This window comes from Rhizomicrobium electricum (genome assembly GCF_011762045.1).
Taxonomy (GTDB): Bacteria; Pseudomonadota; Alphaproteobacteria; order Micropepsales; family Micropepsaceae; genus Rhizomicrobium; species Rhizomicrobium electricum.
This window is the reverse complement of record NZ_JAASQS010000009.1, coordinates 42,627-68,199: the sequence shown is the minus strand read 5'-3', so window position 1 is coordinate 68,199 and position 25,573 is coordinate 42,627. Positions and strand designations below refer to the sequence as shown.

27 protein-coding genes are annotated in these 25,573 nt (G+C 62.7%); 6 read left to right on the top strand and 21 right to left on the bottom strand.

What is annotated here, in order from left to right:
• Positions 1–101 precede the first annotated feature (101 nt).
• Positions 102–857 carry a bifunctional 2-polyprenyl-6-hydroxyphenol methylase/3-demethylubiquinol 3-O-methyltransferase UbiG gene (gene ubiG / locus FHS84_RS17515; protein ID WP_166936788.1) on the top strand — a complete coding sequence of 252 codons (756 nt, stop codon included), beginning with the start codon at positions 102–104 and terminating at the stop codon, positions 855–857.
• A gap of 177 nt (positions 858–1,034) precedes the next feature.
• On the opposite strand, the gene FHS84_RS17510 is transcribed toward ubiG, so the two are convergent.
• The 6 genes from FHS84_RS17510 to FHS84_RS17485 are packed head-to-tail and all read right to left on the bottom strand — an operon-like array spanning position 1,035 to position 3,981.
• Positions 1,035–1,409, bottom strand: coding sequence for a hypothetical protein (locus FHS84_RS17510; protein WP_166936786.1), 375 nt, complete (start codon positions 1,407–1,409; stop codon positions 1,035–1,037).
• Positions 1,409–1,825, bottom strand: a complete 417-nt coding sequence (locus FHS84_RS17505; RefSeq protein ID WP_166936784.1) for a DUF1178 family protein — start codon at positions 1,823–1,825, stop codon at positions 1,409–1,411. The genes FHS84_RS17510 and FHS84_RS17505 overlap by 1 nt, the downstream gene beginning before the upstream one ends.
• Before the next feature lie 4 nt (positions 1,826–1,829).
• Positions 1,830–2,084: a DUF1178 family protein gene (locus FHS84_RS17500; RefSeq protein WP_166936782.1), complete on the bottom strand. Its 255-nt coding sequence runs from the start codon at positions 2,082–2,084 to the stop codon at positions 1,830–1,832.
• Between the two features lie 3 nt (positions 2,085–2,087).
• Complete coding sequence (locus FHS84_RS17495; protein WP_166936780.1) at positions 2,088–2,960, bottom strand: carbon-nitrogen hydrolase family protein; 873 nt, start codon at positions 2,958–2,960, stop codon at positions 2,088–2,090.
• Positions 2,957–3,208: a glutaredoxin 3 gene (gene grxC, locus FHS84_RS17490; RefSeq protein WP_166936778.1), complete on the bottom strand. Its 252-nt coding sequence runs from the start codon at positions 3,206–3,208 to the stop codon at positions 2,957–2,959. Before grxC ends, FHS84_RS17495 begins: the two co-directional genes overlap by 4 nt.
• 23 nt (positions 3,209–3,231) lie before the next feature.
• On the bottom strand, positions 3,232–3,981 hold the full coding sequence (locus FHS84_RS17485) for a ComF family protein (protein ID WP_166936776.1): 750 nt from the start codon (positions 3,979–3,981) through the stop codon (positions 3,232–3,234).
• A gap of 107 nt (positions 3,982–4,088) precedes the next feature.
• On the opposite strand from FHS84_RS17485, the gene FHS84_RS17480 reads away from it, so the two are divergent.
• Entirely contained in the window at positions 4,089–4,835 is a 747-nt protein-coding gene (locus tag FHS84_RS17480) for a methyltransferase domain-containing protein (RefSeq protein ID WP_208393939.1), read from the top strand.
• Here FHS84_RS17480 and FHS84_RS17475 read toward each other — a convergent pair.
• From FHS84_RS17475 to FHS84_RS17445, 7 genes are all read right to left on the bottom strand, one after another.
• Positions 4,832–5,446: a hypothetical protein gene (locus tag FHS84_RS17475; protein ID WP_166936772.1), complete on the bottom strand. Its 615-nt coding sequence runs from the start codon at positions 5,444–5,446 to the stop codon at positions 4,832–4,834. The genes FHS84_RS17480 and FHS84_RS17475 overlap by 4 nt on opposite strands.
• A 91-nt stretch (positions 5,447–5,537) precedes the next feature.
• Positions 5,538–5,981: a cupin domain-containing protein gene (locus FHS84_RS17470; protein ID WP_166936769.1), complete on the bottom strand. Its 444-nt coding sequence runs from the start codon at positions 5,979–5,981 to the stop codon at positions 5,538–5,540.
• The gene (locus tag FHS84_RS17465) at positions 5,981–7,069 is read right to left on the bottom strand and encodes a RuBisCO large subunit C-terminal-like domain-containing protein (RefSeq protein ID WP_166936767.1); all 1,089 of its coding nucleotides are present in this window, start codon (positions 7,067–7,069) and stop codon (positions 5,981–5,983) included. Before FHS84_RS17465 ends, FHS84_RS17470 begins: the two co-directional genes overlap by 1 nt.
• Positions 7,070–7,136: 67 nt before the next feature.
• Positions 7,137–7,229, bottom strand: a complete 93-nt coding sequence (locus FHS84_RS23140; protein WP_243851177.1) for a hypothetical protein — start codon at positions 7,227–7,229, stop codon at positions 7,137–7,139.
• 47 nt (positions 7,230–7,276) lie between these two features.
• Entirely contained in the window at positions 7,277–7,681 is a 405-nt protein-coding gene (locus FHS84_RS17455; RefSeq protein ID WP_166936763.1) for a (deoxy)nucleoside triphosphate pyrophosphohydrolase, read from the bottom strand.
• A gap of 106 nt (positions 7,682–7,787) precedes the next feature.
• Entirely contained in the window at positions 7,788–8,552 is a 765-nt protein-coding gene (locus FHS84_RS17450) for a hypothetical protein (protein ID WP_166936761.1), read from the bottom strand.
• Positions 8,553–8,964: 412 nt separating this feature from the next.
• Entirely contained in the window at positions 8,965–9,441 is a 477-nt protein-coding gene (locus FHS84_RS17445) for a Rid family hydrolase (protein ID WP_166936759.1), read from the bottom strand.
• Between the two features lie 317 nt (positions 9,442–9,758).
• Between FHS84_RS17445 and adhE the strand changes: the two genes are divergently transcribed.
• Positions 9,759–12,416: a bifunctional acetaldehyde-CoA/alcohol dehydrogenase gene (gene adhE, locus FHS84_RS17440; protein WP_166936757.1), complete on the top strand. Its 2,658-nt coding sequence runs from the start codon at positions 9,759–9,761 to the stop codon at positions 12,414–12,416.
• 148 nt (positions 12,417–12,564) lie between these two features.
• Here adhE and FHS84_RS17435 read toward each other — a convergent pair whose 3' ends face one another.
• The 4 genes from FHS84_RS17435 to argJ all read right to left on the bottom strand — a co-directional run bounded on the left by FHS84_RS17435 (position 12,565) and on the right by argJ (position 16,183).
• On the bottom strand, positions 12,565–12,795 hold the full coding sequence (locus FHS84_RS17435) for a hypothetical protein (RefSeq protein ID WP_166936755.1): 231 nt from the start codon (positions 12,793–12,795) through the stop codon (positions 12,565–12,567).
• Between the two features lie 117 nt (positions 12,796–12,912).
• A complete protein-coding gene (locus FHS84_RS17430) occupies positions 12,913–13,719 on the bottom strand; it encodes a M15 family metallopeptidase (RefSeq protein WP_166936753.1) in 807 nt (268 codons plus the stop codon).
• Between the two features lie 37 nt (positions 13,720–13,756).
• Complete coding sequence (lpxD, locus tag FHS84_RS17425) at positions 13,757–14,785, bottom strand: UDP-3-O-(3-hydroxymyristoyl)glucosamine N-acyltransferase (protein WP_166936751.1); 1,029 nt, start codon at positions 14,783–14,785, stop codon at positions 13,757–13,759.
• A 117-nt stretch (positions 14,786–14,902) separates the two neighbouring features.
• Entirely contained in the window at positions 14,903–16,183 is a 1,281-nt protein-coding gene (argJ, locus tag FHS84_RS17420) for a bifunctional glutamate N-acetyltransferase/amino-acid acetyltransferase ArgJ (protein WP_166936749.1), read from the bottom strand.
• 146 nt (positions 16,184–16,329) lie between these two features.
• Here argJ and secA point away from each other — a divergent pair, with 146 nt between their 5' ends.
• Complete coding sequence (gene secA, locus FHS84_RS17415) at positions 16,330–19,104, top strand: preprotein translocase subunit SecA (RefSeq protein ID WP_166936747.1); 2,775 nt, start codon at positions 16,330–16,332, stop codon at positions 19,102–19,104.
• Positions 19,105–19,181: 77 nt separating this feature from the next.
• Here the strand turns inward: secA and FHS84_RS17410 are convergent, their stop codons facing one another.
• A complete protein-coding gene (locus tag FHS84_RS17410) occupies positions 19,182–19,868 on the bottom strand; it encodes a methyltransferase domain-containing protein (RefSeq protein WP_166936745.1) in 687 nt (228 codons plus the stop codon).
• Positions 19,869–20,144: 276 nt separating this feature from the next.
• Here FHS84_RS17410 and FHS84_RS17405 point away from each other — a divergent pair, with 276 nt between their 5' ends.
• Positions 20,145–21,089, top strand: a complete 945-nt coding sequence (locus FHS84_RS17405) for a CsgG/HfaB family protein (protein WP_166936743.1) — start codon at positions 20,145–20,147, stop codon at positions 21,087–21,089.
• A 47-nt stretch (positions 21,090–21,136) separates the two neighbouring features.
• On the opposite strand, the gene FHS84_RS17400 is transcribed toward FHS84_RS17405, so the two are convergent.
• Positions 21,137–22,513, bottom strand: a complete 1,377-nt coding sequence (locus FHS84_RS17400; protein WP_166936741.1) for a class-II aminoacyl-tRNA synthetase family protein — start codon at positions 22,511–22,513, stop codon at positions 21,137–21,139.
• 21 nt (positions 22,514–22,534) lie between these two features.
• A complete protein-coding gene (locus FHS84_RS17395) occupies positions 22,535–23,491 on the bottom strand; it encodes an acetyl-CoA carboxylase carboxyltransferase subunit alpha (RefSeq protein ID WP_166936739.1) in 957 nt (318 codons plus the stop codon).
• A gap of 205 nt (positions 23,492–23,696) precedes the next feature.
• Here FHS84_RS17395 and FHS84_RS17390 point away from each other — a divergent pair, with 205 nt between their 5' ends.
• On the top strand, positions 23,697–23,990 hold the full coding sequence (locus FHS84_RS17390; RefSeq protein WP_166936737.1) for a hypothetical protein: 294 nt from the start codon (positions 23,697–23,699) through the stop codon (positions 23,988–23,990).
• A gap of 596 nt (positions 23,991–24,586) precedes the next feature.
• Here the strand turns inward: FHS84_RS17390 and FHS84_RS17385 are convergent.
• Complete coding sequence (locus tag FHS84_RS17385; protein ID WP_166936735.1) at positions 24,587–25,492, bottom strand: LysR family transcriptional regulator; 906 nt, start codon at positions 25,490–25,492, stop codon at positions 24,587–24,589.
• Between the last annotated feature and the right edge of the window lie 81 nt (positions 25,493–25,573).

Sequence of the window (25,573 nt, the reverse complement as noted above, 5' to 3'; positions counted from 1 at the left end):
GTGTTACGATGCGTTTGTTGCGTCATACATAACCGCCGTTTTCGGGCGGCTCAACCCGTCCGTTCTCTCCCTAAGCCCCTGGAGGTGCGATATAAGGCGTCATGACCGACGCAGCCCACCCCGCCGCCGCCTCCACCGACCCGTCCGTTGACCCTGCCGAGGTCGCGAAATTTTCTGCCATGGCCGCCGAATGGTGGGATCCGGCCGGAAAATTCGCTCCCCTGCACAAATTCAACCCGGTCCGGCTGCAATTCATCCGCGAAACCGCGGCAAAGCACTTCGGGCGGACCGGACTGCGCCCCTTCGACGGGCTCACGCTGCTCGATATCGGCTGCGGCGGCGGGCTCCTGGCGGAGCCGATGACCCGGCTAGGGTTCGCCGTGACCGGCGCGGACGCCTCGGAGAAGAACGTCAAAACCGCCAGAACCCACGCGACCACCTCCGGGCTAGCCATCGACTACCGGGTCACGACCGCCGAATCGCTGGCCGAAGCGGGAGTGGCGTGCGACGTGGTCCTCAACATGGAAGTGGTCGAGCACGTCGCCGATCTGCCGGGGTATCTCAATGCCTGCGCCCGGCTGGTGAAGCCCGGCGGGCTGATGTTCGTGGCGACTTTGAATAAAACGCTGAAGTCGCTGGCGCTGGCCAAGATCGGCGTCGAATACGTGCTGCGCTGGCTGCCGCCCGGTACCCACGACTGGACCCGCTTCGTCGAACCGGAGCGGCTGACGGGATTCCTGAAGGATGCGGGACTGACCGTGAAGCAGACGCAAGGTGTGAGCTTCAATCCGCTGTCGTGGTCGTGGAGTCTGTCGAACGACACCGATGTGAATTACATAGTGGTGGCAGGACGCTGAGCCCCGAACATCTGCTGTTGTCATCCCGGCCAAGCGCATTGGAGCACAACGTGCGAAGAGGCGCGCAGAGCCGGGACCCACTCAGACACAATCCAGATTTCGAAGTGGTTCCCGGATCGCGCCCTTGTGCCGAACGGCAAAATCATCACGGGCGCGTCCGGGATGACAATTGGGCGCTCACCGCTGATACGGCTGATCCATGAACATCTGCTTGCCGTAGAGCACGTGCGGGATGCAGAAGGCTTGCGGGCGGGTGAGAAGGCCCATCGGGACGCCGATATTCGCCGTGTCGCCGCCGAGCTTGCTGCAGGCGGGGCCGGGATCGATGACGTAGCGGATGATGCGCACGGTGTATTGCGGACAAACGTCGCCGCAACGCACATCCACGATCACCGGCGTGCCTTTATGAAGGCCAAGGATGCGGTCGGCGGGCGCTTCTTTCACGGCCATCACTGCATTGGCGCGAGCGACAAGATCGGCATCGGTCAGCGGATCGGTGGCGGCGCCGGCGGCCGTCGTCAGCAGCAACAAGGCGACAGCGCGAGACAGCATCAGTTCGTCTCCTCGTCCATTTCCGGCGGCAGCGCAGCGATTTCGACGCCTTCCTCGATCAATTCCTTGGCTTCATCGAGACTGGCTTCGCCGTAGATGTGGCGCTCGTCGACTTCGCCATAATGGATCTTGCGCGCTTCTTCGGGAAAATCCTTGCCGACATAATCGGCGTTTTCCTTGATGTACTTCTTCATGCCGGCGACGAACTGGCGGACCTTCTTGCGCTCTTCGGCGGCCAAAGTGGTTCTCTTGGTCCCGGCGACGGCCGGAGCCATCGGCGCTTTTTCGACTTTCGTAGAGGCGCATTCGGGACACGCAACCAAACCGGCAGCCGCCTGGTCGTCGTACGCCGTGCTTGAGGCGAACCAGCCGTCGAAGAAATGCCCTTTATCGCATTTGAGGCTGTAGGCGATCATGGCCTCACCCCGGAAAACACCCGCAATGGCCGGCGCACGGCGGCGCTTCCGAGCCGCCCGACATCGGACATCCATCGGGAACCGACGGTCCACGGGTACCCGCGACAGCCGGCGCCATCGGTGCTTTCTCGATCTTGGTCGAACCGCAAGTGGGACATGGCACCTCGCCTGCCGCAACTTCCCGTTCGAACGACGAACTCGAACCGAACCAGCCTTCGAACTCGTGGCCGTTCGCGCACTTCACCGTATAGACGATCACGTACTAACCCTTATCCCGCGAATTTTCCGCCCAAACCTGTGCTTCCGCAAGGTCCGCACGATCACCTAATCCGAAAGCGCGATCATGGCAAAGACTTGGTATCTGCGCCCGTGCGGCCGCCGACCGGGCCGGATCGATGTCGGCCAGGATCACCCCCGGCTTGTCGTCCGCTTCGGCCAGAATCTCGCCCCACGGCGAGACGATCAGCGAATGGCCGTAGGTGCGCCGTCCGTTCGGATGAATGCCGCATTGCGCCGGGGCCAAAACGAATGCGCCGTTTTCGATCGCCCGTGCGCGCAAAAGTACGTGCCAGTGCGCCTTGCCGGTGGTCTCGGTAAAGGCGGCAGGCACGGTTAAGAGAAATGCACCCTGGTGCGCCAGTGTCCGGTAGAGATGCGGAAAGCGCAGGTCGTAGCAAACCGTAAGGCCGATGCGCCCGAACGGCAGATCGGCGGTCACGGCGCGATCGCCGCCGGCGACGGTGTTGGACTCGCGATAACGCTCGCCGTTCGCCAGATCGACGTCGTAGAGATGGATCTTGTCGTAGCGCGCCGCGATGGCGCCTTGCGGCGAAATCAGGAACGAGCGGTTGGCGGTCTTGGTCTCGCTGACCTTGATCGCCAGCGAGCCGATCAGCAGCCAGACGCCCAATTCCTCCGCCAGAGCGCGAAACGCCGGCAACGAGGGGTCGTCGGCTTCCGAAAATGTCTTCTCCAGCTTGGCGGCTTTGCCGGCCGCCATCAGATTGGTGTTCTCGGGTGTCGCGATAAAGCCGGCACCCTGCCGGTGCGCGTCACGGATCAGCGCGGACGTTTCGCGCAGGTTCGCCGCGACGTCGTCGGACGCGCAAATCTGGATACAGGCAGCGCGGATCATTTCAGCAGCGGGTCGAGACCGCCTTCGGCATCGAGTTCGTGGAGGTCGTCGCAGCCGCCGATATGGCGGTCTCCGATGAAAATCTGCGGCACGGTACGGCGGCCGCTCTTATCCATCATTTCCTTGCGGGCGGCGGCGTCCATGTAGACGTCCACCTCTTCGAATTCGACGCCCTTGCGCGTGAGCAGCGCCTTGGCGCGCGCGCAGTAAGGGCAGATCGGCGTGGTGTAGATTCGAACCTTAGCCATGGTCTTGGTTATATAGGAGGAAACTACGCCCGGACAACGCGCGCTAGCGCCAGGACGAATACGGAGGCCGCGCCAGCCCGCTTGAGCGCCCTGGCGGAGGCGCTGGCCGTGGCGCCGGTCGTCAGTACATCGTCGATCAACAGCACACGCCGCCCCTTCAGCCCGGCCCGCAGGTCTGCAGGAACCCGGAAGGCGCCGGCGACATTCTTCCGCCGTGCCGCGGCCGACGGCATGGTCCCCTGGCTGGGCGTCGGCTTTACCCGCTCCAGCACCAGCGGCTCCAGCGGCAAGCCGGAGCGACGTGCCATTGCCCGCGCCAGCTCGGCCGACTGGTTGTAGCGACGCTTCCACAGCCGCATGCGGTGCAACGGCACCGGCACGATCATATCGGCGCCGGCGAGCAGTTCGCGTCCGGCGCGATCCAGCCATTTGGCGAAGGCGGGAACGAGATCGAGCCGGTCGGCATGTTTCAGGGCCAGGACCGGCTTCTTGCTGGCATCGTCGTAGCGCAGGATGGCGCGGGCTCTATCGAAGTGGGGCGGATCGGCGATGCAGGCGCCGCACGCGGTGCCCGGACCTGCATCAATCTCGAACGGCAGGCCACAGCGGACGCAGACCGGGCCGTCGATGAACTGCAATTCGCTCCAGCAGGCCGGACAGAGGCTGTCGGGATCGGCGACCGGCTCGCGGCAAAGGATGCACAGCGGCGGGTATGCGAGATCGACGAGCCCCCGCCATGCCCGCTGAAACCCGGTCTGTACCCCCCGTTCCATTCTGCTAGTTTAGCAAAATGACGGATGAACTGCCGCGGATTTTCGACCCCAGGTTGCGGGTTTTGCACAAAGAGAGAGCGGCGCGGCTCGGAGGCGACCGTTTCCTGGTGAACGAAGCACTGGAGGGGGTCAGAGAGCGCCTCGCTCCGGTCAATCGCCACTTCCGAACCGCGCTATCTCTAGATGGGCACGCTGCCGCCAATCTTCAAGTTGCCCGCACGGCATGGCAGGTGGCCGTTTTCGACATCAATGAGCAATTGACGGCGCCTGCGGAGGTTAGCGATGGGTTCGACCTTGCCGTGAGCGTTCTCGAGTTGCACGCGGTCAACGACCTGCCGGGGGCGCTGGTGCAAATCCGGCGTGCTCTGAAGCCGGACGGGCTGTTCATCGGCGCGGTCTTGGGCGGCGCGACTTTGCACGAACTGCGCGACAGCCTCGCGGCAGGCGAAGCGGCCACGACCGGCGGCATCTCTCCGCGCGTGGCACCGATGGCCGATGTGCGCGATCTCGGCAGCCTGCTGCAGCGGGCCGTGTTCGCCATGCCGGTCGCCGATCTCGAACGCACGACGGTACGCTACCGCGATTTCTTCGGACTGGTCCGCGATCTCCGCGTGATGGGCGAAACGAGTGCCCTCACCGGCCGGCTCGGACGGCTGCGCCGCGACACGCTGGCGGCAACGATCGCGCATTATCAGGAGCACCACGCCGATCTCGACGGCCGCCTGCGCGCGACCTTCGATATCGTCTATCTCACCGGCTGGGCGCCGCACGAAAGCCAACCCAAACCGTTGCGCCCCGGCAGCGCCAAGATGCGGCTCGCCGATGCGCTGGGCGTGAAGGAGCAGAAACTTTAGCGTCCAAGCCATTTGCGCATGGCGCAACCAATGTCGGCCATGTTCGACTTGATGTTGGTTGCTGGATCGGTGCGGACATAAGTGCACGGCAGCTCGACCGGGCTGTTGCGCTTCTTGAGTTCGGCTTCCCACCGCTTGAAGGCCGGGGAATCGCGCGGCACCAGCGAGAATTCCACCGTACCATCCTCGTATTTCACCGGCGGAGGAATGGGAACGCATCGCCTTTTCCATTCGGGCGTACCCGGCCGCAGGGTCGATGGGCATCGCTTCGTTTCATCAGCGATACGCGGCACAGGCGGTACAATGGTGATGGCGTTCTGTCCCGGAGGGGCGAAGGTAAAGATGTGGAACGTATAGGGATTGAAAAAAGCCGGACCGCCGGTGTGAATCTTGGCTTTCGCACGCATCGGTCTGGCGGGTTCCATGCGCGGCAGTGTGATGTAGGTCATTGCCGGTTCCCGCCGCGTGGCCGGAGGTTCCACGTCGACGATACGCATCGCCAACAAACCCGAGAAGACCGCGATGTGCAGCGCCAGAACGGCAATGCTGATCCCCACCCGCCGCCACAGCGGCAAGTCGAAGTGGTCGCCGAGGAACTGATGGAACCTCAAGCGTTACTTCACCCCAACCAGTCGGAGTGAAGCTAACTCGAAATTCTCTCCACAACCCAACCCACAGGTGAATTGCGCGTAACCCGCAACTTCACAATCCGAAAAACGCCTTTACCTTCGGATCTTCCGCCAGTTCATCCCGTTCGCCTTCAGTCGGCAGTTGCGGCTTGTCGCGGTCGACGTTGACCATACAGAGAAAACCCATCGGTTCGCCCGCATTGGCGCGGAACTGGTGCCAGGTCATCGGCTCGATGGTGACGAGATCGTTTTCGCCGATATCAAACACCTCGCCGCCGAGCATGCACTGGCCCTTGCCGCGCAAGATCAACACGGCGTGGACGTGCTGGTGGCGTTCCAGCGTGGAATAGCCGCCGGCTGCCATTTCGAAATAGCGCAGTTCGCCTTTCAATTCGGGATGGCGGAACAGCGTCTGGCGCGTGATCGCCTTGAACGGCGCCGAACCCTCTTCCTTGTAGGCAAGCAGGTCGGTGTTTTCCCAGCGGTAGTTCGAAAAGCGGCGCACGGGTCCGGTCATCAGCGGTTCCGCACGGCGTTGCAGAAGGCTTCGGCTTCCTTGGTGATGTTTTCCTTGGCGGCCAACAGGCTGCCGCCAATGAGCAGCATCACATCGCGGCCGAAGAAGTCGAGCAACTCGGGCACGCGCTTCAGTTCCATGCCGCCGGCCGGCACCGGCACGCACGGCTTCAGGCCGGGGGCATCCTGCAGACACCAATCCGAAATCTGGCGGCAACGCTCGGGCGCATAGCCGAACCGGCCGCCGTAGTTGCAAAACACCGACGCATCCGATCCCAACAGCCGCATCAGCTTGCCGAAGAAGAATTCCGCCGCCATCGGCCCGCCCGCCATCGACGGATGGGTCATGAACAGGAAATCGGGATTTTCTTTCTTCAGGGTCTGGAACGTCGAGAAGCCGCACAGCATCGGCGCGATCAGCACGCCCTCGATACCGACCGACCGGGCGAGCGCAAGCTGTTTGCGCATCTTGTCGAGATTGCCGTTGAGGCTCGGCAGGTATTGGGTCGGGATCCCGGTCTTCTGGCCCGCCTTTTGGACCGCCTCGGCGATCATCGGCACCCGTGCCTCGAACGGGCAATAGGTCTGGTCGGCGATACCGTGGTCGTCCTTAATGTAGTCGATGCCGCCGAGCGCGATGTCGTAGGCGAGCCTTGCCAGCGTCGCCGGCGGGGTGCCTTGCGGCTTCAGGGCGGTCGCCGACAGTGCGCCTTTGGCGTTCACGCGGGCCCGGACGCCTTCCAGGCCGATATTCGGGCCGCCGAAGGCTTCCACGATGTCGGCCGGAAACTCGGCGTCGACGAGGCTGATGCCGTCCTGCAGCGAGGTGTTGCCGAGGATCATGTTGATGAGCTGGCCGCCGTCGTAGCCGGTGGTGATCGACGCCAGGGCGCAACGGACTTCGTATTCGCCCAGCCCCAGGTCCTTGATCTCCTCGACCTTGCCGATGATCTCGTTGATGACGAACGGATCGTCGATCGGCTCGAGAGGCATTTCCACACTCTGCTCCACGGAAATTCCGCGGGCGCGGGCTTCGATGGTCGAGGCTTCCGCCTTGACGCGATAGACGGTTTTGATGCGCGTGCTCATGGCCCGCGAACTTAACGGCGGCGGGCGGCAGCGCAAGGGCTTTTCTGCCCCGGCGGGAACCAAGAGCCTAGAAGTGGATCCGGTTGAACAAATCCAGCACGCCCTGCCCTACGTTGGACGCGGCCGCCACGATCACCGCGGCGATGCAGGCTGCCACCATGGCGTATTCGATCGCCGTGGCGCCGTTCGCGTCGCGCCGGAAGCGGGCTAAAGCAGATCGCGGAGCATCGGCACCAGCGGCAGGTCGGCCGGCGGCATCGGATAGTCCTTCAGGTCCTTCGGCCAGACCCATTTCAGGGCCATGTGTTCCTTGGCCTGCGGCAGACCTTCCCAGCGGCGGCAGACATAGAGCGGCATCAGGAGATGAAAATCGGGATAGGCGTGCGAGGCAAAACTGAAAGGCGCCAGGCATGGCTCCTTGACGTCGATCCCCAGCTCCTCGGACAGTTCGCGGATCAGGGTCTCTTCCGGGCGTTCGCCCGGCTCCATCTTGCCACCCGGAAATTCCCACAGCCCACCCATCGCTTTGCCTTCGGGACGCTGTGCGATCAGCACGCGGCCGTCGGGGTCGATCAAGGCGCAGGCAACCACCAGAAGCAGCTTCACCTGCATGATCCGATCCCCTCCAGTATGCGCGGACACCCGTTGAAAGCGGGTTCAGCCGGTATTTCGGATTTGCCTTGTAGCGTTAACCCCGGCGAAACCAAAGCCGCATCCGCTAGGCGGGCATGGCGCCGGGATAGCGGCCGCGCGGCGAGCCGACGAATTCGTGCGGACCGACATGGGCGAGAACGCTCTGGGTATCGAGCCAGATCTTGCCGCCGATCGCCCGCCAGCGCTGGCAGAAGGCATAATCTTCGCTCAGGTATTCGCCGGAGGCCGCATCGATGACGCAATCGAAGAAGGCAAACTGGTTGGGGCTCAGGGTCGGCACCGCCGCCGTGTGCGCGGCCTTGTATTGCAAATAGGGATAGCTGGCCTTCAGCTTCTCGAATACGGCCCGCTTGATCATCAGGAACCCGGCACCGGCATAGGTCGCGGTGACAAATCCGTCTTCTTCCTCCCGGTCACGCCCCTCGCAGGCGACGCCGACAAACCGCAGGAAGGCATGTTCCAAAGGTTCGCCATGACGGACACGCGCGATGGCGGCCGCGTCCCAGGTGATCTCCTTCAACGGATACATGCCGGCCGTGACGTCTTGATCGAATTCGAGCATGCGGATCACCTGAGCCGGCTCGAAGCCGATATCCGCATCGACGAAGATCAAGTGCGTCGCGTCGGGATCGTCGAGGAACGTCGCCACCAGCGCGTTGCGCCCGCGGGTAATGAGCGACTCCCGCCCCAGAAGTTCGAGCTGCACGCTGATGCCGCGGGCCGCAGTTTGTATCAGCAGCGCGCATGTGCATTGCATGTACCGTTGCGTGACCATCCCGCCGTAACAGGGGGTCGCCACATAGAGCTTCACCGACCGCAGATCCGTCATAATCACCCCTCGCTCGTGTGGGTGATAAGCCGCATCCTTCGCCAAAGTGCGCCAGTTTGGGTGAGTTTTGTGGCAAGCCGTACGGTATCGGCGGGTCGCGCACGAGTTCGTACAGATTTGGTGTGTCCCAAAATACTTGCGGGACTTAGCCGATCTGGCCAAGTCCCGCGAGCCGTAGTGGAACGCCCCCTGGGTTGCAGCAGGTCCGTTCCGCTAACGCTTGATGCCTCCTCCGAAAGTCCAATCCTAGAATTGGAGACGGTCGCCAGCTTCAAGGCGAGGCGAGTTTGCCTCCGCACCGAGTCGAAGTCCAGATATCGCGCAGTACAACTCAGGTTTCATTCTGCTGCAGAATTGAAGCATTCGAAACTAGTCTGAACCTGTTTGAACTGACTTTGGTTTTCGCTCCGTTTTATTGATGTAAAGCCTGAATGCGGGCCGGAAGTTTGGCCGTGATGCGGATTTCGGTGATGCCTCGGTCGGGGATCAGGCGCACCACCTGGATCGCCGTCCAGGCTGGAAACGGCGCACGGACATAGCGGTTCTTCACGGCGATCATCGGCTCCATCTGCGCCTTCACGTCGGTGTGGTAGCTGGTGATCTCCACCACGTCGTCCCACGACGCACCGGCCTTGGCGAGGATCTCGCCGATCCGTTCGAAGGCGCGCGTGTAGGCCGCTTCAAGATTCGGATCGCCGTCCTTCGTATCCGCAACGACGCCTGCCAGATAAATCGTGTCGCCCGTCACGATGGCATCGCTGTAGCCCCAGTGCTGGCGCCACTGCGGCAGCTGCCCATTCGGTACGACTTTGGCGTCATCGCGCGCACCCGCTCCTGCTGCCAGAATCATGGCCGCAAATGCGACCGCCGCCGACACAATTGCCTTCATGGAATCCTCCCCGTCTGTTGCCGATTATTTCGAGGCGAGGATCGTTTCGCGCGTGCGTTGCGTCAATGCGGGACACGCAGACGTGAAGTTCGTGAAATTGCCGAAAAGTACGCCAAAAGAGGATTCAGGATGCACATTTTGCCGTAACGGAGGGCAGAAAAAATGCGGCGCCTCCGTGGCAATACGGATTGATGTTACCGACCATGACAGACAGGTTGCCGCATGTGCGTATTCGTCATGCCTCTTTGCCTAATTAGATGCACAGCCAACACTTATATCGTGAGCATCAGAAGGAAAGAGAGAAAAGAGGAAGAAAAATGTCTGTAGCAAGCCTGCCCGAACTGGACGCCTTGGTTGCGCGCGTGAACGCCGCGCAGGCGGAGTTCGCAAGCTTTTCGCAGGAGAAGGTTGACCTGATCTTCCGGGCCGCCGCTTTCGCCGCCACCGAGGCGCGAATCTCGCTCGCCATGATGGCGGCCGAGGAAACCGGCATGGGCGTCGTGGAAGACAAGGTCATCAAGAACCACTTTGCGTCGGAGTACATCTACAACAAGTACAAGGACGAACAGACCTGCGGCGTGCTCGAGAACGACGACGTCGGCGGCACCATCACGATTGCCGAACCGATCGGTACGATCTGCGGTATCGTCCCCACGACCAACCCGACGTCGACCACGATCTTCAAGTCGCTGATCTCGCTGAAGACCCGCAACGGCATCGTGTTCAGCCCCCATCCGCGCGCCAAGAAGTCGACGGTCGCAGCGGCCAAGCTGGTGCTCGATGCGGCGGTCGCCGCCGGTGCGCCGGAAAGCATCATCGGCTGGATCGACGAACCCTCGATCGAATTGTCGAACGCGCTGATGCGCCACCCCGGCATCGCCATGATCCTGGCGACCGGCGGTCCCGGCATGGTCAAGGCGGCCTATTCCTCGGGCAAGCCCGCGATCGGTGTCGGCGCCGGCAACGCGCCGGTGGTGATCGACGAATACGCCGATATCAAGCGTGCGGTCGCGTCCATTCTGATGTCGAAGACGTTCGACAACGGCATGATCTGCGCCTCCGAGCAGGCGGTGGTCGTGGTCGATAGTGTCTACGACGCGGTGCGCGAGCGCTTCGCCAGCCACGGCGGCTACATACTGTCGGGCAACGAAGTCGGCATGGTGCGCGAGACGGTGTTCCCGAATGGCCATCTGTGCCCGAACGTGGTCGGCCAGTCGGCGGCTAAGATCGCCGCGATGGCGGGCATCACGGTTCCGCCGAATACCAAGGTGTTGATCGGCGAAGTCGAAGAGACCAACGAAACCGAAGCCTTCGCGCAGGAAAAGCTGTCGCCGACCCTCGCCCTCTATCGCCGCAAGGACTTCGCGGCCGCGCTCGATGCGGCGGCGGAATTGGTGGCGCTCGGCGGCATCGGCCACACCAGCGTTCTGTACACGGATCAGGATCGCCGGCCCGAGCGCGTCAGCGCCTTCGGCGCCAAAATGAAGACGGCCCGCATCCTGGTCAACATGCCCTCCTCGCACGGCGGCATCGGCGACCTCTACAACTTCAGCATGGCGCCGTCGCTGACCCTCGGCTGCGGCTCTTGGGGCGGCAACTCGATCTCCGAGAACGTCGGTCCGAAACACCTCATCAACCGCAAAGTCGTCGCGAAGCGCGAAGAAAACATGCTCTGGCACAAGGTTCCGAAATCCGTCTATTTCCGTCGCGGCGCGTGTAACGAAGCGCTCAAGGAACTCGCCGGCAAGAAGAAGGCGCTGATCGTCACCGACCACTTCCTGTTCGCCAACGGCTATACCGACGAGCTGGTGAAGCTGGTGAAGAACCAGGGGCTCGACGTGGACGTGTTCTACGAAGTCGAAGCCGATCCGACGCTGTCGATCGTGCGCAAGGGCGTCGAGAAGGCCAACGGCTTCCAGCCGGACGTCATCATCGCGCTCGGCGGCGGTTCGCCGATGGATGCGGCCAAGATCATCTGGGTCATGTACGAGCACCCGGAAGTCCATTTCGAGGACTTGGCGCTGCGTTTCATGGACATCCGCAAGCGCATCTACAAGTTCCCCAAGATGGGCATCAAGGCCGACTTCATCGCCATCCCGACGACTTCGGGCACGGGCTCGGAAGTCACTCCGTTCGCGGTCGTGACCGACGACGCCACCGGCATGAAGTATCCGCTCGCCGACTACGAGCTGATGCCGACCATGGCGATCATCGACGCCAACCTCGTCATGAACCTGCCGAAGTCGCTGACGGCGTTCGGCGGCATCGACGCGGTGACGCACGCAACCGAAGCCTACGTCTCGGTGCTGGCCAACGAGTTCTCGGATGCCCAGGCGTTGCAGGCGCTGAAGCTGCTGAAGGAATACCTTCCGGCTTCGTATAAGGAAGGCGCCAAGAACGCGCTGGCGCGCGAGAAGGTGCATAACGGCGCGACGATCGCCGGTATCGCCTTCGCCAACGCCTTCCTCGGCGTCTGCCACTCGATGGCGCACAAGATCGGCGCGGCGTTCCACATCCCGCACGGCCTCGCCAATGCGCTCCTGATCTGCAACGTCATCCGCTACAACGCTAATGACAATCCGGTGAAGCAGACGGCGTTCAGCCAGTACGACCGCCCGAAGGCCCGCGCCCGTTACGCCCAGATCGCCGATCATCTCGGTCTCGGCGGCGCGCGCACCGGCGACAAGGTCAACAACCTGATCGCCTGGCTGGAAGGCCTGAAGAAGGAACTCGACATCCCCGCCTCGATCCAGGCGGCGGGCGTTGCCGAGGCCGACTTCCTGGCGCAGCTCGACGAGATCGCGGTCAAGGCGTTCGACGATCAGTGCACGGGCGCCAATCCGCGCTTCCCGCTGATGAGCGAACTGAAGCAGATCCTGCTCGACAGCTACTACGGCCGTCCGTACGTCGACACCTACGACCACGACACCACCGAGGACATCGACACCACGGTCGTGAACCTGGTTCGCGCTTAATCTTGTTCGCGTCCAAGCCCCCCCGCTAAACGGACGCGGACCGGCCCCCGGACAGCAATGTCCGGGGGCTAAATTTTTGTGAGAACAGCAAACAAAAACGGGCGGCCCGCAAGGACCGCCCGTTGGCGTTTGTAAAGCTGCGTACCCGCTATTCCGTCTTGGAGGGCTCCACCGGCGGCGGCATATCGGGCTGGCCGGCGTTGTCGGGCGTCGTGCGGATGACGCTGCTGGAGGTTTGCTGCGCCGGCAACGGGCTCGGCTGGTCGCCGCCCGCGGCAAAGCTGTAGGCGCTGAAGGCGATCACGCCGAACGCCACCAGTGCCGCGCCGAGCAGCGTTCCGCGTGCCCGAGCTGTGGTGCGTTGGTTCTGGTCGTGCATATCGGCCTCATTCATTCGACACGTCCGACATAGGGGGCGCTTTTGGCAGTGGCGTATCAAAAGATGGGAGATATCGAGGCAGAACCACCCCGATTGCGGCAATCCGGCGGCAAAGCGTTAATTCCGCGGGGCCGTGAGGCAGGTTTGCCTGCGTTTGCCAGGCAACTTGTCTGAGTTCCGGGCAATGCACTCCCGGTATGCGCTCACTGCAGATGCGAATGCGAGCCGTGCCTGATCCGGCGGCAGGGCGGCAAGACGTTGAGCCAAAGAGCGGCCGATATCGAAATGTTGGTAGTCGATAGGATCGTCCCAGTCGCCGCCCCAATATAGGAAACCGTTGTCAGAAAACACGCCGACCACGGCTTCGGCCAACCCCGCCCGCTCCGGTTTGCCGGGACGATCCTCACGGCGATTGAGAAACGCGATGCCTTGCGGCGGCGCCACCGTCACGGTCACGCTATTGCGCGTGAGGTAAGGGTTTTCGATGGGATTGAGGTCGATGGCTGCCCCATAGGCATGAAGCGACAGACGTTCGCTGCCCGCCACCGTGCGATGATTGAAAGAGGACGTGTTGTCGGCCTCCATCGCGCGCGCGTCGTCGCCCTCGAAATCGTCCATCGGCTGCGCCTTGGCGATCGGGAAATGACGCTCGTAAAGGGTCGCGAAAATACGTTCTACATACGGTACCACGGCATCGAGCGCGACGACGGCCCCGTCGTCGTGGGTGCGCCCGTCGAAGTCGAGATAGGAAAACCGCACGACGGCCAGCCGCTCGCACCCGACCGGCGCGCCGGCATTGAGCACATGATGCGCCTTCATCGCGGCACACTGCTCCGCACCGACGGGTGTTACCGTACCAGCGCTGACCGCGGCGACCGGCAGGCATAACGCGACGATCATGGTTGCGACGAACCGGGTCGACATAGCGCTCTCCCTCGAACGCACCACCAGGCGCGGCGGACTATGCGTCGGTTCCCGGCTTTTTGATCATGGCCGCCAGCGCAAGGTTCTGCCGATGCCACTGGCGCACCGGAACCGCCGGATATCCGCCGACGACAGCGCCATCGGCAACATCCTGCGCCACACCGCTCTTGCCGGCGATCCGCACGTTCGATCCGATCGTGAGATGGTCGCTGATGGAGACCGCTCCCCCGACCATGACGTTGTCTCCGATGATCGCGCTGCCGGCGACCCCGGACTGACCGGCAAAGATGCAGTTGCGGCCGATGCGGACGTTGTGGGCGATCTGGATGAGGTTGTCGAGCATCGTGCCGCTGCCGATCACGGTATCGTCGAGAGCGCCGCGATCGATGGTGCAATTGCCGCCGATGCGCACGTTGTCACCGATGATGACGCGGCCGACCTGGGCGGAGCACATCAAGCCTGCCGGTCCCAGCACCACGCCGAAGCCTTCGCCGCCGATCACCGTCCCCGCGCCGATCCGCACGCCGGCGCCGATCAGGGCATGGCTGACGGTTGCGTTGCAGCCGATCACGCTTTGCGGGCCGATTTCCACGCCGTCGCCGATCACGCAATTGGCGCCCAAATGACAGCCCTCGCCGATGTGCGCATGGGCACCGACCACCACCCCGGAATCGATCCGGCAGCCCTCACCCACCGATGCCGTGGCATGGATGTCGGCCGTGCCGCTGATACCGGCCGTATCGGTGCAGCGCGGATGGAACATCAAGCCGACCGCCGCAAACGCGAAGCGCGGATCGCGGGCGATCAGGAGATTGGCACAATCGTGCCGGTGTGCAGCAAGCTTGGCGCTGGTGATGATCGCTCCTGCACGGCTGACGGCAAAGGCATCGGCACGACGGGCGTCGCAGAACACGCTGACGTCATCGGCTTCGGCCGTCTCCAGCGGCGCTATCCCGCGCAAAAGAACGGCCGTTGAGGCTCCTTCGGCCAGGTCCGCCTTCGAACACGCGGCAAGCACACCAAGCGAAAACGGCCCGCATCGGGTAAAAAACCGGTCGTCGGTCATGCGCAGCAGCCTCGAGAACCCGGCGCCCCATTGCCCGGACGTGGATGCTGCACGAATTATTGACCCGATGCGCGATCTTTCTTGCCGCGGCTGCCAGAATGGCGGAAAACCCCGAAATCAGCTTCGGTAGGACCCGTTGATATCGATGTAGCCATGGGTCAGGTCACAGGTCCAAACGCGGGCCTTGCCCTTGCCGAGGCGGAGATCGACCCTGATCTCGGTCTCGAGTTTCGAGACTTCCTTGGTCGCCTTTTCCTCGTCGTACTTGGGTGCCCGCTCGCCTTTGTCGGCGACGAGTTGCTTGCCGAACCAGATGCGCAAGCGGTCGCGGTCGGCTTTTTCGCCAGCCTTGCCGACGGCGGCAACCACGCGGCCCCAGTTGGCGTCATTGCCGGCCATTGCGGTTTTGACCAGCGGCGAATTGGCAATCGAAAGCGCGATCTTCTTGGCGGCCGTGTCGTCCTCGGCGCCCTGAACGCTGACCTTGAAGCACTTGGATGCGCCTTCGCCGTCGCGCACAACCTGAAGCGCCAGATCAAGCAGAACCTCGTTCAGCTTCTTCTTGAAATCGCGCAGTTTGACGTCGGAGGCCGAGCGTACCGGCTTGTTGCCGGCCTTGCCGGTCGCGAACAGCAGCAGGGTATCGGAGGTGGAGGTGTCGCTGTCCACCGTGATCGAGTTGAACGAGGGCTTCACACCTTCCGCGAGAAGATCCTGCAGCACTTTGGCCGGCAGCTTGGCATCGGTCATCACGAAGGCCAGCATGGTGCCCATATCGGGCATGATCATGCCGGAGCCCTTGCAGAAGCCGTTGATCTGGACCGTCTTGCCGCCGAGCCGGGCGGTCGCTTTGGCCATCTTGGGATAGGTGTCGGTGGTCATGATGGCTTCTGCCGCCTCGCGCCAGCGGTTGGGCGCGCACTTGGCCGCGACGTCCTTCAGGACTGCGGTGATCCTGTCCGCCGGCAGCGGCTCGCCGATCACCCCCGTAGAAGCCATGTAGACCTCGTCGGCATCGCAGCCGACCGCGCGCGCGGCCGCAACGGCCACCTCAGCCGCACCTTTGAAGCCAGCCTTGCCGGTGAAGGCGTTGGCGTTGCCCGAATTGACAACCAGCGCCCTGGCCGAGCCGCGCGATAGCGCCGCCTTGCACCAATCGACCGGAGCCGAAGCCGCCTTGGACTTGGTGAAGACGCCTGCGACCTTTGTGCCTGGATCGAAGATCGCCACCATGACGTCGGTGCGGTTCTTGTAGCGCACCCCCGCCTCCCCGGCCGCCAGGCGCACTCCGTCGAGCGGCAGCAGGCGCACGAAGCGCTTCGGTGCCAGCGGCGAAACGGGATGAATAGCAGTGGGTTGAGCGGTGGCCGAGGTCCGGCCTTTACGATGCTGCGTCATTTTAGACTCGCCTTCTTAACGGCGGGGGGGTGTGGCCGGAATCTTCAGATTTGACAAGGGGGTGTGGCGTTCTTATCTCTCGGACACGGCCACAGCCGGGAGTCCTTTCCGGCCGTCTGTTTAAGCTCGCCCGACAGAGGATTTCCATGCCTGGTATCGACGCCTTCCTGCAGCGTCTGTTCGGTTCCGCCAACGAGCGGAAAATCAAGCGCTTTTGGACCACGGTCAAGGAAATCAACGAGCTTGAGCCCCGCTTCAAGCCGATGACCGACGAAGAGCTCCAGGCGATGACACCCGCCTTCAAGGAGCGGCTCGCCAACGGCGAAACCCTGGAGGACATCCTTCCGGAAGCCTTCGCGGTGGTTCGCGAAGCGGCGCAGCGCACCCTTGGCCAGCGCCATTTCGACGTCCAGCTCGTCGGCGGCATGGTCCTGCACTACGGCAACATCGCCGAGATGAAGACCGGTGAAGGCAAGACCCTGGTCGCCACCCTCGCCGTGTACCTCAACGCCCTCGCGGGCGAAGGCGTGCACGTGGTGACGGTGAACGACTACCTCGCCAAGCGCGACTCCGATTGGATGGGGCAGATCTACCGCTTCCTCGGCTTGACGGTGGGCGTGATCGTCCATGGTCTTTCCGACGAGGAGCGCCGCGCCAACTACGCCGCCGACATCACCTACGGCACCAACAACGAATTCGGCTTCGACTACCTGCGCGACAACATGAAGTACTCCATCGATACGATGGTGCAGCGCGGGCATTCCTACGTGATCGTCGACGAAGTGGACTCGATCCTGATCGACGAAGCGCGCACGCCGCTGATCATTTCCGGCCCGACCGAGGACCTCACCGAACAGTATCGCAAGGTCGACGCGCTGATCCCATCGCTGATCCCGCCCAAGCGCCAGGGCAAGGACGTGCCGCCGGAAGAAAAAGGCGATTACGAACTCGACGAAAAGCAGCGCCAGGTCACCCTTACCGACCAGGGCAACGAGCACATGGTCCAGCTCCTGCGGGAAGCGGGCCTGCTCTCGCACGGCGACCTCTACGATATCGACAATATTTCGCTGGTGCACTTCGTCAACCAGTCCTTGAAGGCCCACAAGCTGTTCCAGAAGGACAAGGACTACATCGTCAAGAACAACGAGGTCATCATCATCGACGAGTTCACCGGCCGCATGATGCAGGGCCGGCGCTTCTCGGAAGGCCTCCACCAGGCGCTCGAAGCCAAGGAAGGCGTGACCGTCCAGCCCGAGAACGTGACGCTCGCTTCGATCACCTTCCAGAACTATTTCCGCCTATACGACAAGCTGGCGGGCATGACCGGTACGGCGATGACCGAAGCCGGCGAGTTCATGGACATCTATAACCTCGAAGTGATGGAGATCCCGACCAATCTCCCGGTCAAGCGCGAGGACTTCGACGACGAAGTCTACCGCACCTTCGACGAGAAAAACGAAGCCGTCATCAAGCTGATCGAAGAGGCGCAGAAGCGCGGCCAGCCGGTGCTGGTGGGTACGACGTCGATCGAGAAGTCGGAGCACCTTTCCGATCTGCTCAAGAAGCGCAAGATCGTCCATGCAGTGCTCAACGCACGCTACCACGAGCAGGAAGCGCAGATCGTCGCCCAGGCGGGCCGTCCCGGTCAGGTGACCATCGCCACCAACATGGCCGGCCGCGGCACCGACATTCAGCTCGGCGGCAATGCCGACATGCGCATCAAGCAGGAACTCGGCGGCATCGTCGATCAGGACGAGCTGGCACGGCGCGCGGCGGAAATCCGCGCCGAAGTGGCGGCCCACAAGGAACGCGTGATCGCTGCCGGCGGCCTCTACATCATCGGCACCGAACGTCACGAAAGCCGGCGCATCGACAACCAGTTGCGCGGCCGTTCCGGCCGTCAGGGCGACCCCGGCGCGTCGAAGTTTTTCCTGTCGCTGCAGGACGATCTGATGCGCATCTTCGGCTCCGAGCGCATGGATGCGGTGCTGACGCGCCTCGGCCTGCAGGAAGGCGAAGCCATCACCCATCCGTGGGTGAACAAGGCCCTCGAAAAGGCGCAGCAGAAAGTCGAAGCGCGCAACTTCGAAATCCGCAAGCAGATCCTGAAGTACGACAACGTGCTCAACGATCAGCGCAAGGTGATCTTCGAACAGCGCAAGGTCATCATGCAGTCCGACGACGTATCGGACGAGATCAAGGAATATCGCGCCACGGTCGTCGAAGAGTTGGTCGAGAGGCACATTCCGCCCAAGGCCTACGCCGAACAGTGGGATGCCGCGGGCCTGCACCAGGAAATCATCGACATCTTCGGCCTCGACCTGCCGATCGTCGAGTGGACCAAGGAAGAAGGCATCGCCGACGAAGAAGTGCGCGAGCGCGTCCTCAAGGAAGTGGAGACCAGGGCCGCCGAACGCACCGCCAACTTCACCGTCGAGCTGATGCGCTACGTCGAGAAGGCGATCCTGCTGCAGACGCTGGACCATCTCTGGCGCGAGCACATCATCAACCTCGAACACCTGCGCCAGTACGTCGGCCTTCGCGGTTATGGTCAGCGCGACCCGCTCAACGAATACAAGGGCGAAGCGTTCGAGCTGTTCGAAAGCCTCTTGTCGCGGCTCAGGATCGATGTCATCCGTCAATTGATGCACGTCGTCATCAACACCGAACAACCGCCGCCGGAAATGCCGCACGACGAGCCGCGCCAGATGATCGCCACCAAGCCCGAGTTCGGCGGCGCCGAAGCTGGCCAAGGCGGTGAACCTGATCCGTATCGCGGCCAGCGCACTATCGTAAACCGCGAGCGCGACGTTGCGGTCGACCCCAACGATCCGTCGACATGGGGCAAGGTGCAGCGTAACGCTCCCTGCCCGTGCGGCTCGGGACGCAAGTTCAAGCATTGCCACGGCGCGCTGGTGTAGACCGCCGCCAAGAGCTTAAGAAAAAGGCGCCGAAAACCCGGCGCCTTTTTTGTTTCTGCCGTGTCGCGACGGCTGCTTCAGCGGACTCGGAGCTGCTGGACGGCAATCTGTGCGATGGCCATGAACTTGCGCTGGTCCTCGGTCGCCGCGTTTTGGTTTATGATCGCGTCGTGACCGCGCACGACGGCGTTGTCGTAATCCGCGAACGTTTGGATGATGCGAGTGGGAAATTCGTCCGCGCAGCTCTCATCCTTGAGGAAGACGGCGACGAAATCGTTCCAGTCTTCTTTGTGTTGCAGACTGATATAGGATTCGAGCAAGGCCGCATTCATTCCGTTGCGTTTTGCCCAGGTCACAAGCGCACGGCCGCTGTCGGGATAGAAGCGCCAGCAGTCCACCGGATAGCGATGGAAGCTGCCGTTCGACGGAACGTTCAAATAGAACAGTCCGCGCGGCTTCAGAATGCGCATGATCTCGAGATAGACCAGCCAGAACATCTCGGAATGCTCGAAACACGAACTCGATACGACGATGTCGGCCGACCCCGTTTCCAATGGAAGCTGGTACGGATCCGAAAGGACCAAGTCGACGCCTTTGCCCGCTACAAAATCGACCCCGAGATAGTCGAAATGGCTGGGGGTGACCGACCGCAAGGATCCGTTAACGTCCTGCGATCCGATCTCGACAACCTTGGCTCCGGCAGGAAAACCCGTGGCATAAGTGTCGAAAAAATTCTTGCAGTTCTGCAGGGCTGTGGTGTGCATCGCTGTCTCCAGTCGAGTCGGCAAGGTTTTGTAGACCGTAACCTCTTCTTTGTGGTTAACCCGCTCCCCGCCCCTCCCGGAGGCCCGGCGAAAGGGTGGCACTGCCGTCATTGCCGGATTCGAACGCATCCACGTGACCGGCCCGCTCAACGCCTGTTACTACCTATGCAAGCAGACGTTTACCCCCGCAACACTTTGTCTTAATCTTGTTAGGGCGGCACAGATCGCCGCTCGCCGTCTTGCGACGGCACGCCTGGGGCACTGAGGGAGAATCACATGCGTCTTAAGACGTCACTGCGCGTTGGCGCTGCGGTAGCGCTGGCAGCCATTCTTGCGGCACCTGCGCTGGCAGAATCGATCAAGGAAAAACAGGACAAGGCCAAGGACCAGATTCCGACCTGTTCGCACCGGATCGGATCGGTGGCGATCTACGAGCCGCAGAACCGCTGGTGGGAGCCGCTGGGCCTGGAATCGCCGGAAGCGCTGATCAAGGTGCTGGTGATGAAGTCCGGCTGCTTCACGCTGGTCGATCGCGGCAAGGGTTTCGACGTGGCGCAGCGCGAACGTGAACTGGCGAGCGGCGGACAGCTGCGCGGCGGTTCCAATATCGGCAAAGGCCAGGTCAAGGCGGCAGACTACGTGCTGGTGCCGGACATCGTGTCGAAGAATGCCGATGCTAGTAACCGGAATATCGGTGGCCTCCTCGGCGGCCTTATCGGCGGCGGCGCGGGCGCCATTGTCGGCGGCCTCTCCCTCAACTCGGCGACCGCCGACGTTGTCCTCACCATCACCGACGTGCGCTCCTCGGAGCAGGTGGCAATGACCGAAGGTCATGGCTCCAAGACCGATATCGGCTTCGGCGCGGGCGGCGGCGGCATCTGGGGCGGCGGCTTCGGCGGCATGGGCATCTCCAGTTACCAGCACACCAAGATCGGCCAAGTCGTGACGCTGGCTTATATCGATGCCTACTCCAAGCTGGTCGATCAGCTCGGCGGCGCCCCCGGCAACGCCTCGGCAGCCAATGAGACCCAAGCTCTCAACGTGATCAAGCCGGGCAACATGTACAAGGCCGCGAGCGGCAAAGGCGGCGTGGTCCGCAAAATCACGCCCGGCATGATGCTCTATCCCACCGGGCAGAAGGACGGCGTCTGGTGGCAGGTGAAGGACGAAATGGGCAACGAGGGCTGGGTGTCCTCGCTGATCTGCGAACTGGCGAAGTAAGACCGGTTCGTCACCGCTTTCGAAGGGGGCCTGCGGGCCCCCTTTTTTTATCGCTTGAGCAGCGCCCGCCAGTCCGCCGCCACGTAGAGCGCTCCCGCCAGGGCGGTGAGATCGATCAGGTAGAGATAGCGGTAATCGCAGGCGATCGAGAGAATGAAGAATGTCGCCGTGAACACGGCTGTCGCGCCGATCAAAGCGGCCAGCACGATGTCGGCGGGTTCGCGGCGGCGCAGCACGATCACCAGCACGCCGATACCCAGAACGGCAAACAGCGTGTGCGAGAACAGCGGCGTGTGGTACTGGAAGAAATCGCCATAATGCCATAGCGCAATATCGCGGGCATCAAGACGGGGCTTGGCGCCGAGCTCCTTCATCTCCTCTTCGCCGCCCTGGTCGCCGACATGGAAGGGATGGCAGAGACCGACATCGGGGGGCTGGAACACCCAACGGAATAGCTGGGCGCGCACCCGAAGATACAGACCCGGATGCTCGGCAATCAGCGCTTTCCATTGACGCGTCACGACGGAGGCCGGCACGGCATCCTTCACCGCGATAATGTCGTCGGTCTCCATGGTGTCGTTCTTGACCGGCGACCATAGCGGCACGGCCTTCTGGCGCACCGTCCGCGCCAGCACCGGCGCGTCGCGATCGAAGACGGCGAGCTTGATCGCCGGATCGCGCTTCACCATGCCGGTGATGTCGTAGAGATACAGGATCTTGAACTGCTCCTGCTTGGCCGGATAACCGTCGGCCTGAAGCTGCAGGAGCGCGTTGCCGCCCCAGGCGATGACGACGGTCGCGGCGAATAGGGCCGCGCCGTGGATCAGTGCCGTCCGCCATCGGCCCTCAAGCCGCCACGCCACGACCGCGAGCGCAAGAACGGCGAACGGTACGATCACGGCACCGTTCTGGCGGGTCAGCACTGCCAGGGCGAGGAAGGCCGATGAAAGAACCAGCAGCGCCCAGCGCACGGCCCGGCGGGGCCACAGCTTGGCCGCCAGCGCGATGGCGACGAACCCGGCGAAGGACGCATTGGCGAACAGCGCGTCTTTCCACACCACCGCTTGCGACATGAAGAGCTGCGGCAGCGGCAGCATCAGGGCGGCGACGGCCACTGCAGCCCACGACACGCGCTTCGGCAGCCACAACACCAGCGCCAGCGTGCCGAAGCACACCAGCATCTCGAAGCCGGTGAACCAGCCCGCGGCCGGTCCGGGCAACTGGTCAGACAGACCGAGCAGCCAGCTCATCACCGGCGGATGCCAGTTGGAATAGAAGTCCTCGCGGCCTTCGACGAGCTGGACGAAGGAATCGTCCTCCATCGAGCCGGGGAAATTGATCAGGAAGGTGATAAGCCCGCCGAGTGCAATCACCGCCGTTGCGACGAGACGCGGATCAGGAAGCGCGGTTTTCCAACGCATCACGGGTACCCCCTCCCGTGAAGCTCACTTCAGATCGCGGCCGATGGCGAGATATTTCTCGCGGCGCTGACGACGCACGTCGTCGGGCGACATGTGCGACAGCTCGCCGAGGGCGCGCGAAATCTGGTCGCCGACGGTCGACATCGCCTCGTCCGGCGCGCGATGGGCGCCACCGATCGGTTCGGGAATGATGGCATCGATGACACCGAGCCCGGCGAGGTCCTGGGCCGTGAGCCGCAACGCCGCCGCCGCATCCTGGGCCTTCTCCGGACGCCGCCACAGGATCGAAGCGCAACCTTCCGGCGAGATCACCGAATAGACCGAATTCTCCAGCATGAAGACCTTGTTGGCCGTGGCGATCGCCACCGCACCGCCCGATCCGCCCTCGCCGATGATGGTGGCGATCAGCGGCACGCGGAGATTGAGGCAGGCTTCGATGGTACGCGCGATGGCTTCGGCCTGACCGCGATCCTCGGCGGCAACGCCCGAATAGGCGCCCGAGGTGTCGACCAGCGAAATCACCGGCAAGCCGAACCGGTCGGCCAAGCGGAACAGGCGCTGCACCTTGCGATAGCCTTCCGGCATCGCCATGCCGAAGTTGTGCTTGAGGCGCGATTTGGTGTCGTTGCCCTTCTCCTGGCCGACCACCGCCACCGCCTGACCGCGGAAACGCGCCAGTCCGGTGACGATCGCGGCGTCTTCGCCGAAGGCGCGGTCGCCGGCGAGCGGCGTGAATTCGTCGAACAGATGCTTGACGTAATCGCAGAAATGCGGCCGGCCGGGATGACGCGCCACCTGTACCCTCTGCCACGGCGACAGCCGGGCGTAGGTCTCCTTGACGAGCTGATCGGCCTTTTGCTGCAAGCGGCCGACTTCGGCATCGATCTGCATGGTCGGGTCGTTGCCGGCGAGCTGACGCAGCTCGACGATCTTTCCTTCCAGCTCGGCAATGGGGCGTTCGAAATCGAGATAGGCGTGCATACGGTGACCTCAGGAAGCGGCGGAAAGTGGCAATCTCGGCGGACCAAGTCAAATCCGCCATGGCAGCCCGGTTAAGCGCTTAAGCTGTTGATTCAGCGAGGTATATTCCTGCTCACCGACCATACTGTCCAGTTACCGGACGGCAATGAGGCTGTTTCCAGGAGAATGTCACAGTCAAGAGGGTTTTTTGCAGGGGACCCCTTTTTTGGGGTCGCGCTTCGTGATCCGAAAACCGGAAAGCCACTTTTCGGCGAAGCGCTGGTTGATGGTCGCGCTTCGTGATCCGAAAACCGGAAAGCCACTTTTCGGCGAAGCGCTTTATATACGCCAAAAGGCGGGAGGCCCCGCCTTTCGCACAAGCCTTGGCGCACGGCACGCCCCGGTTAAGGAACGCAACGACGGCACCGCCGCTTCTTCCCTCGGCTACACCGAGCTCGGCATCTGGCGAACCGGCCGCAGTCACTCGACTGTCGCGCCTTCGGCGCTCAACGGCACATAAGCCTGTCCGACACTCCGCGGATGCACGGTCGCATCCTTCACCGGTATGACCTGCGCGCAAACCGTATCGGCTTGGACGCATGCGTACGTTTCTTTCCTCGGCCGCGAAGATTTTCGCGCGCCCTTGGCTTGGCATCACTCCACAAAGATCACGTTCTCAAAATGGGAAGTGGTGCCCACAAATTCAAGCAGGTGCGACAAACGCTGCGTTCTTACGCGCGAGAAGCAGATGCAATAATTTCCGGAAGATGGACGAATGAAACCGTTCATCGAGATGAACGGAATTAGTGAATGCGTGAGATGCCATTCTCTGCCCCCGCGCGTGAGGCGTTTTTTGCGTTGGCAAATTACGCGTGGGGGAAGTGCTGAGCGCAGCGAGGCAAAGGGGGCTTATTGCATTTCGTGGCGCAAGCCCCCTTCCCGCTAACGCGGACTTCCCCCACGGTCTACGTGCCGCTTGAGAAAATCTTGCGCCCGCGGGGGCAGAGAAAAGAGTGCGCCCGCGTGGGTCAGAAAAGTGGGGCGTGCGCCTGCATTGGACAAATGGATTGCCCGCGGAGGGCAGAAAAGGAAGGCATCGCACGCGGACACGCGTGCCTAACCTGCCCGCTCCAACTTCACGTAATCGATGAAGGCGCGCAGCGGTTCGGGGACGAGGCGGCGGCCGGGGTAATAAAGGAACGGTCCGGAAAAGCGCGGCCACCACGGTTCGAGAATGGGCATGAGCGCACCGCTGGCGAGATGCGGACGCAGCCAATCCTCGAAGTGATAGACGACACCGGAACCCGCGATGGCGGCATCGACCAAGAGATCGGAGCCGGCCCCCAATTGCACGATGAGCGGTCCGGAGGTGTCGATGTTGATCACCTCGCCGTCGCGCTCGAATTCCCACGGATGCACCGCGCCACCGGAGAAACGTCCTCTGAGACAATCGTGATCCAAGAGATCGCGCGGATGCTGCGGACAGCCGCGGCGTTTCAAATAAGTCGGAGAGGCGGCGGCTGCGAAACGCTGCGTGCGCGGTCCGATCGGCACCGCGATCATGTCCTGCTCCAACCGCTCCTCGTAGCGGATACCGGCATCGCAACCGGCGGCAATGACATCGACGAAGCGATCCTCCGCAGTTATCTCGAGGCGGATATCCGGATACGCCGCCAGAAAGCCCGGCACGATAGTGGGAAGCACAAGCCGCGCGGCGCTGATCGGAACATTGAGCCGGAGCGTACCGGCCGGCCGGTCGCGGAAACTGTTGACCACTTCGAGCGCCGTTTCCACTTCCGCAATCGCCGGACCGAGACGCTCGATCAGGCGTGCTCCGGCTTCGGTGGGGACCACACTGCGGGTGGTCCGGTGCAGAAGACGCAGGCCGAGCCGGGCCTCCAGACGGCGGACCGCCTCGCTCAATCCCGACGCGCTCACGCCCATAACGCGCGAGGCATCGCGGAATCCGCCAGCGCGCGCCACGGTCAAAAAGGCGTTCAGGTCACCAAGATCAGGCTGCATTGTCCAATATATCGTACAGGCCGTGCAGATTGTGCCCGTTTTCGTTCAATCGGACAACGCCTATCTCGATCCTGTTTCCCT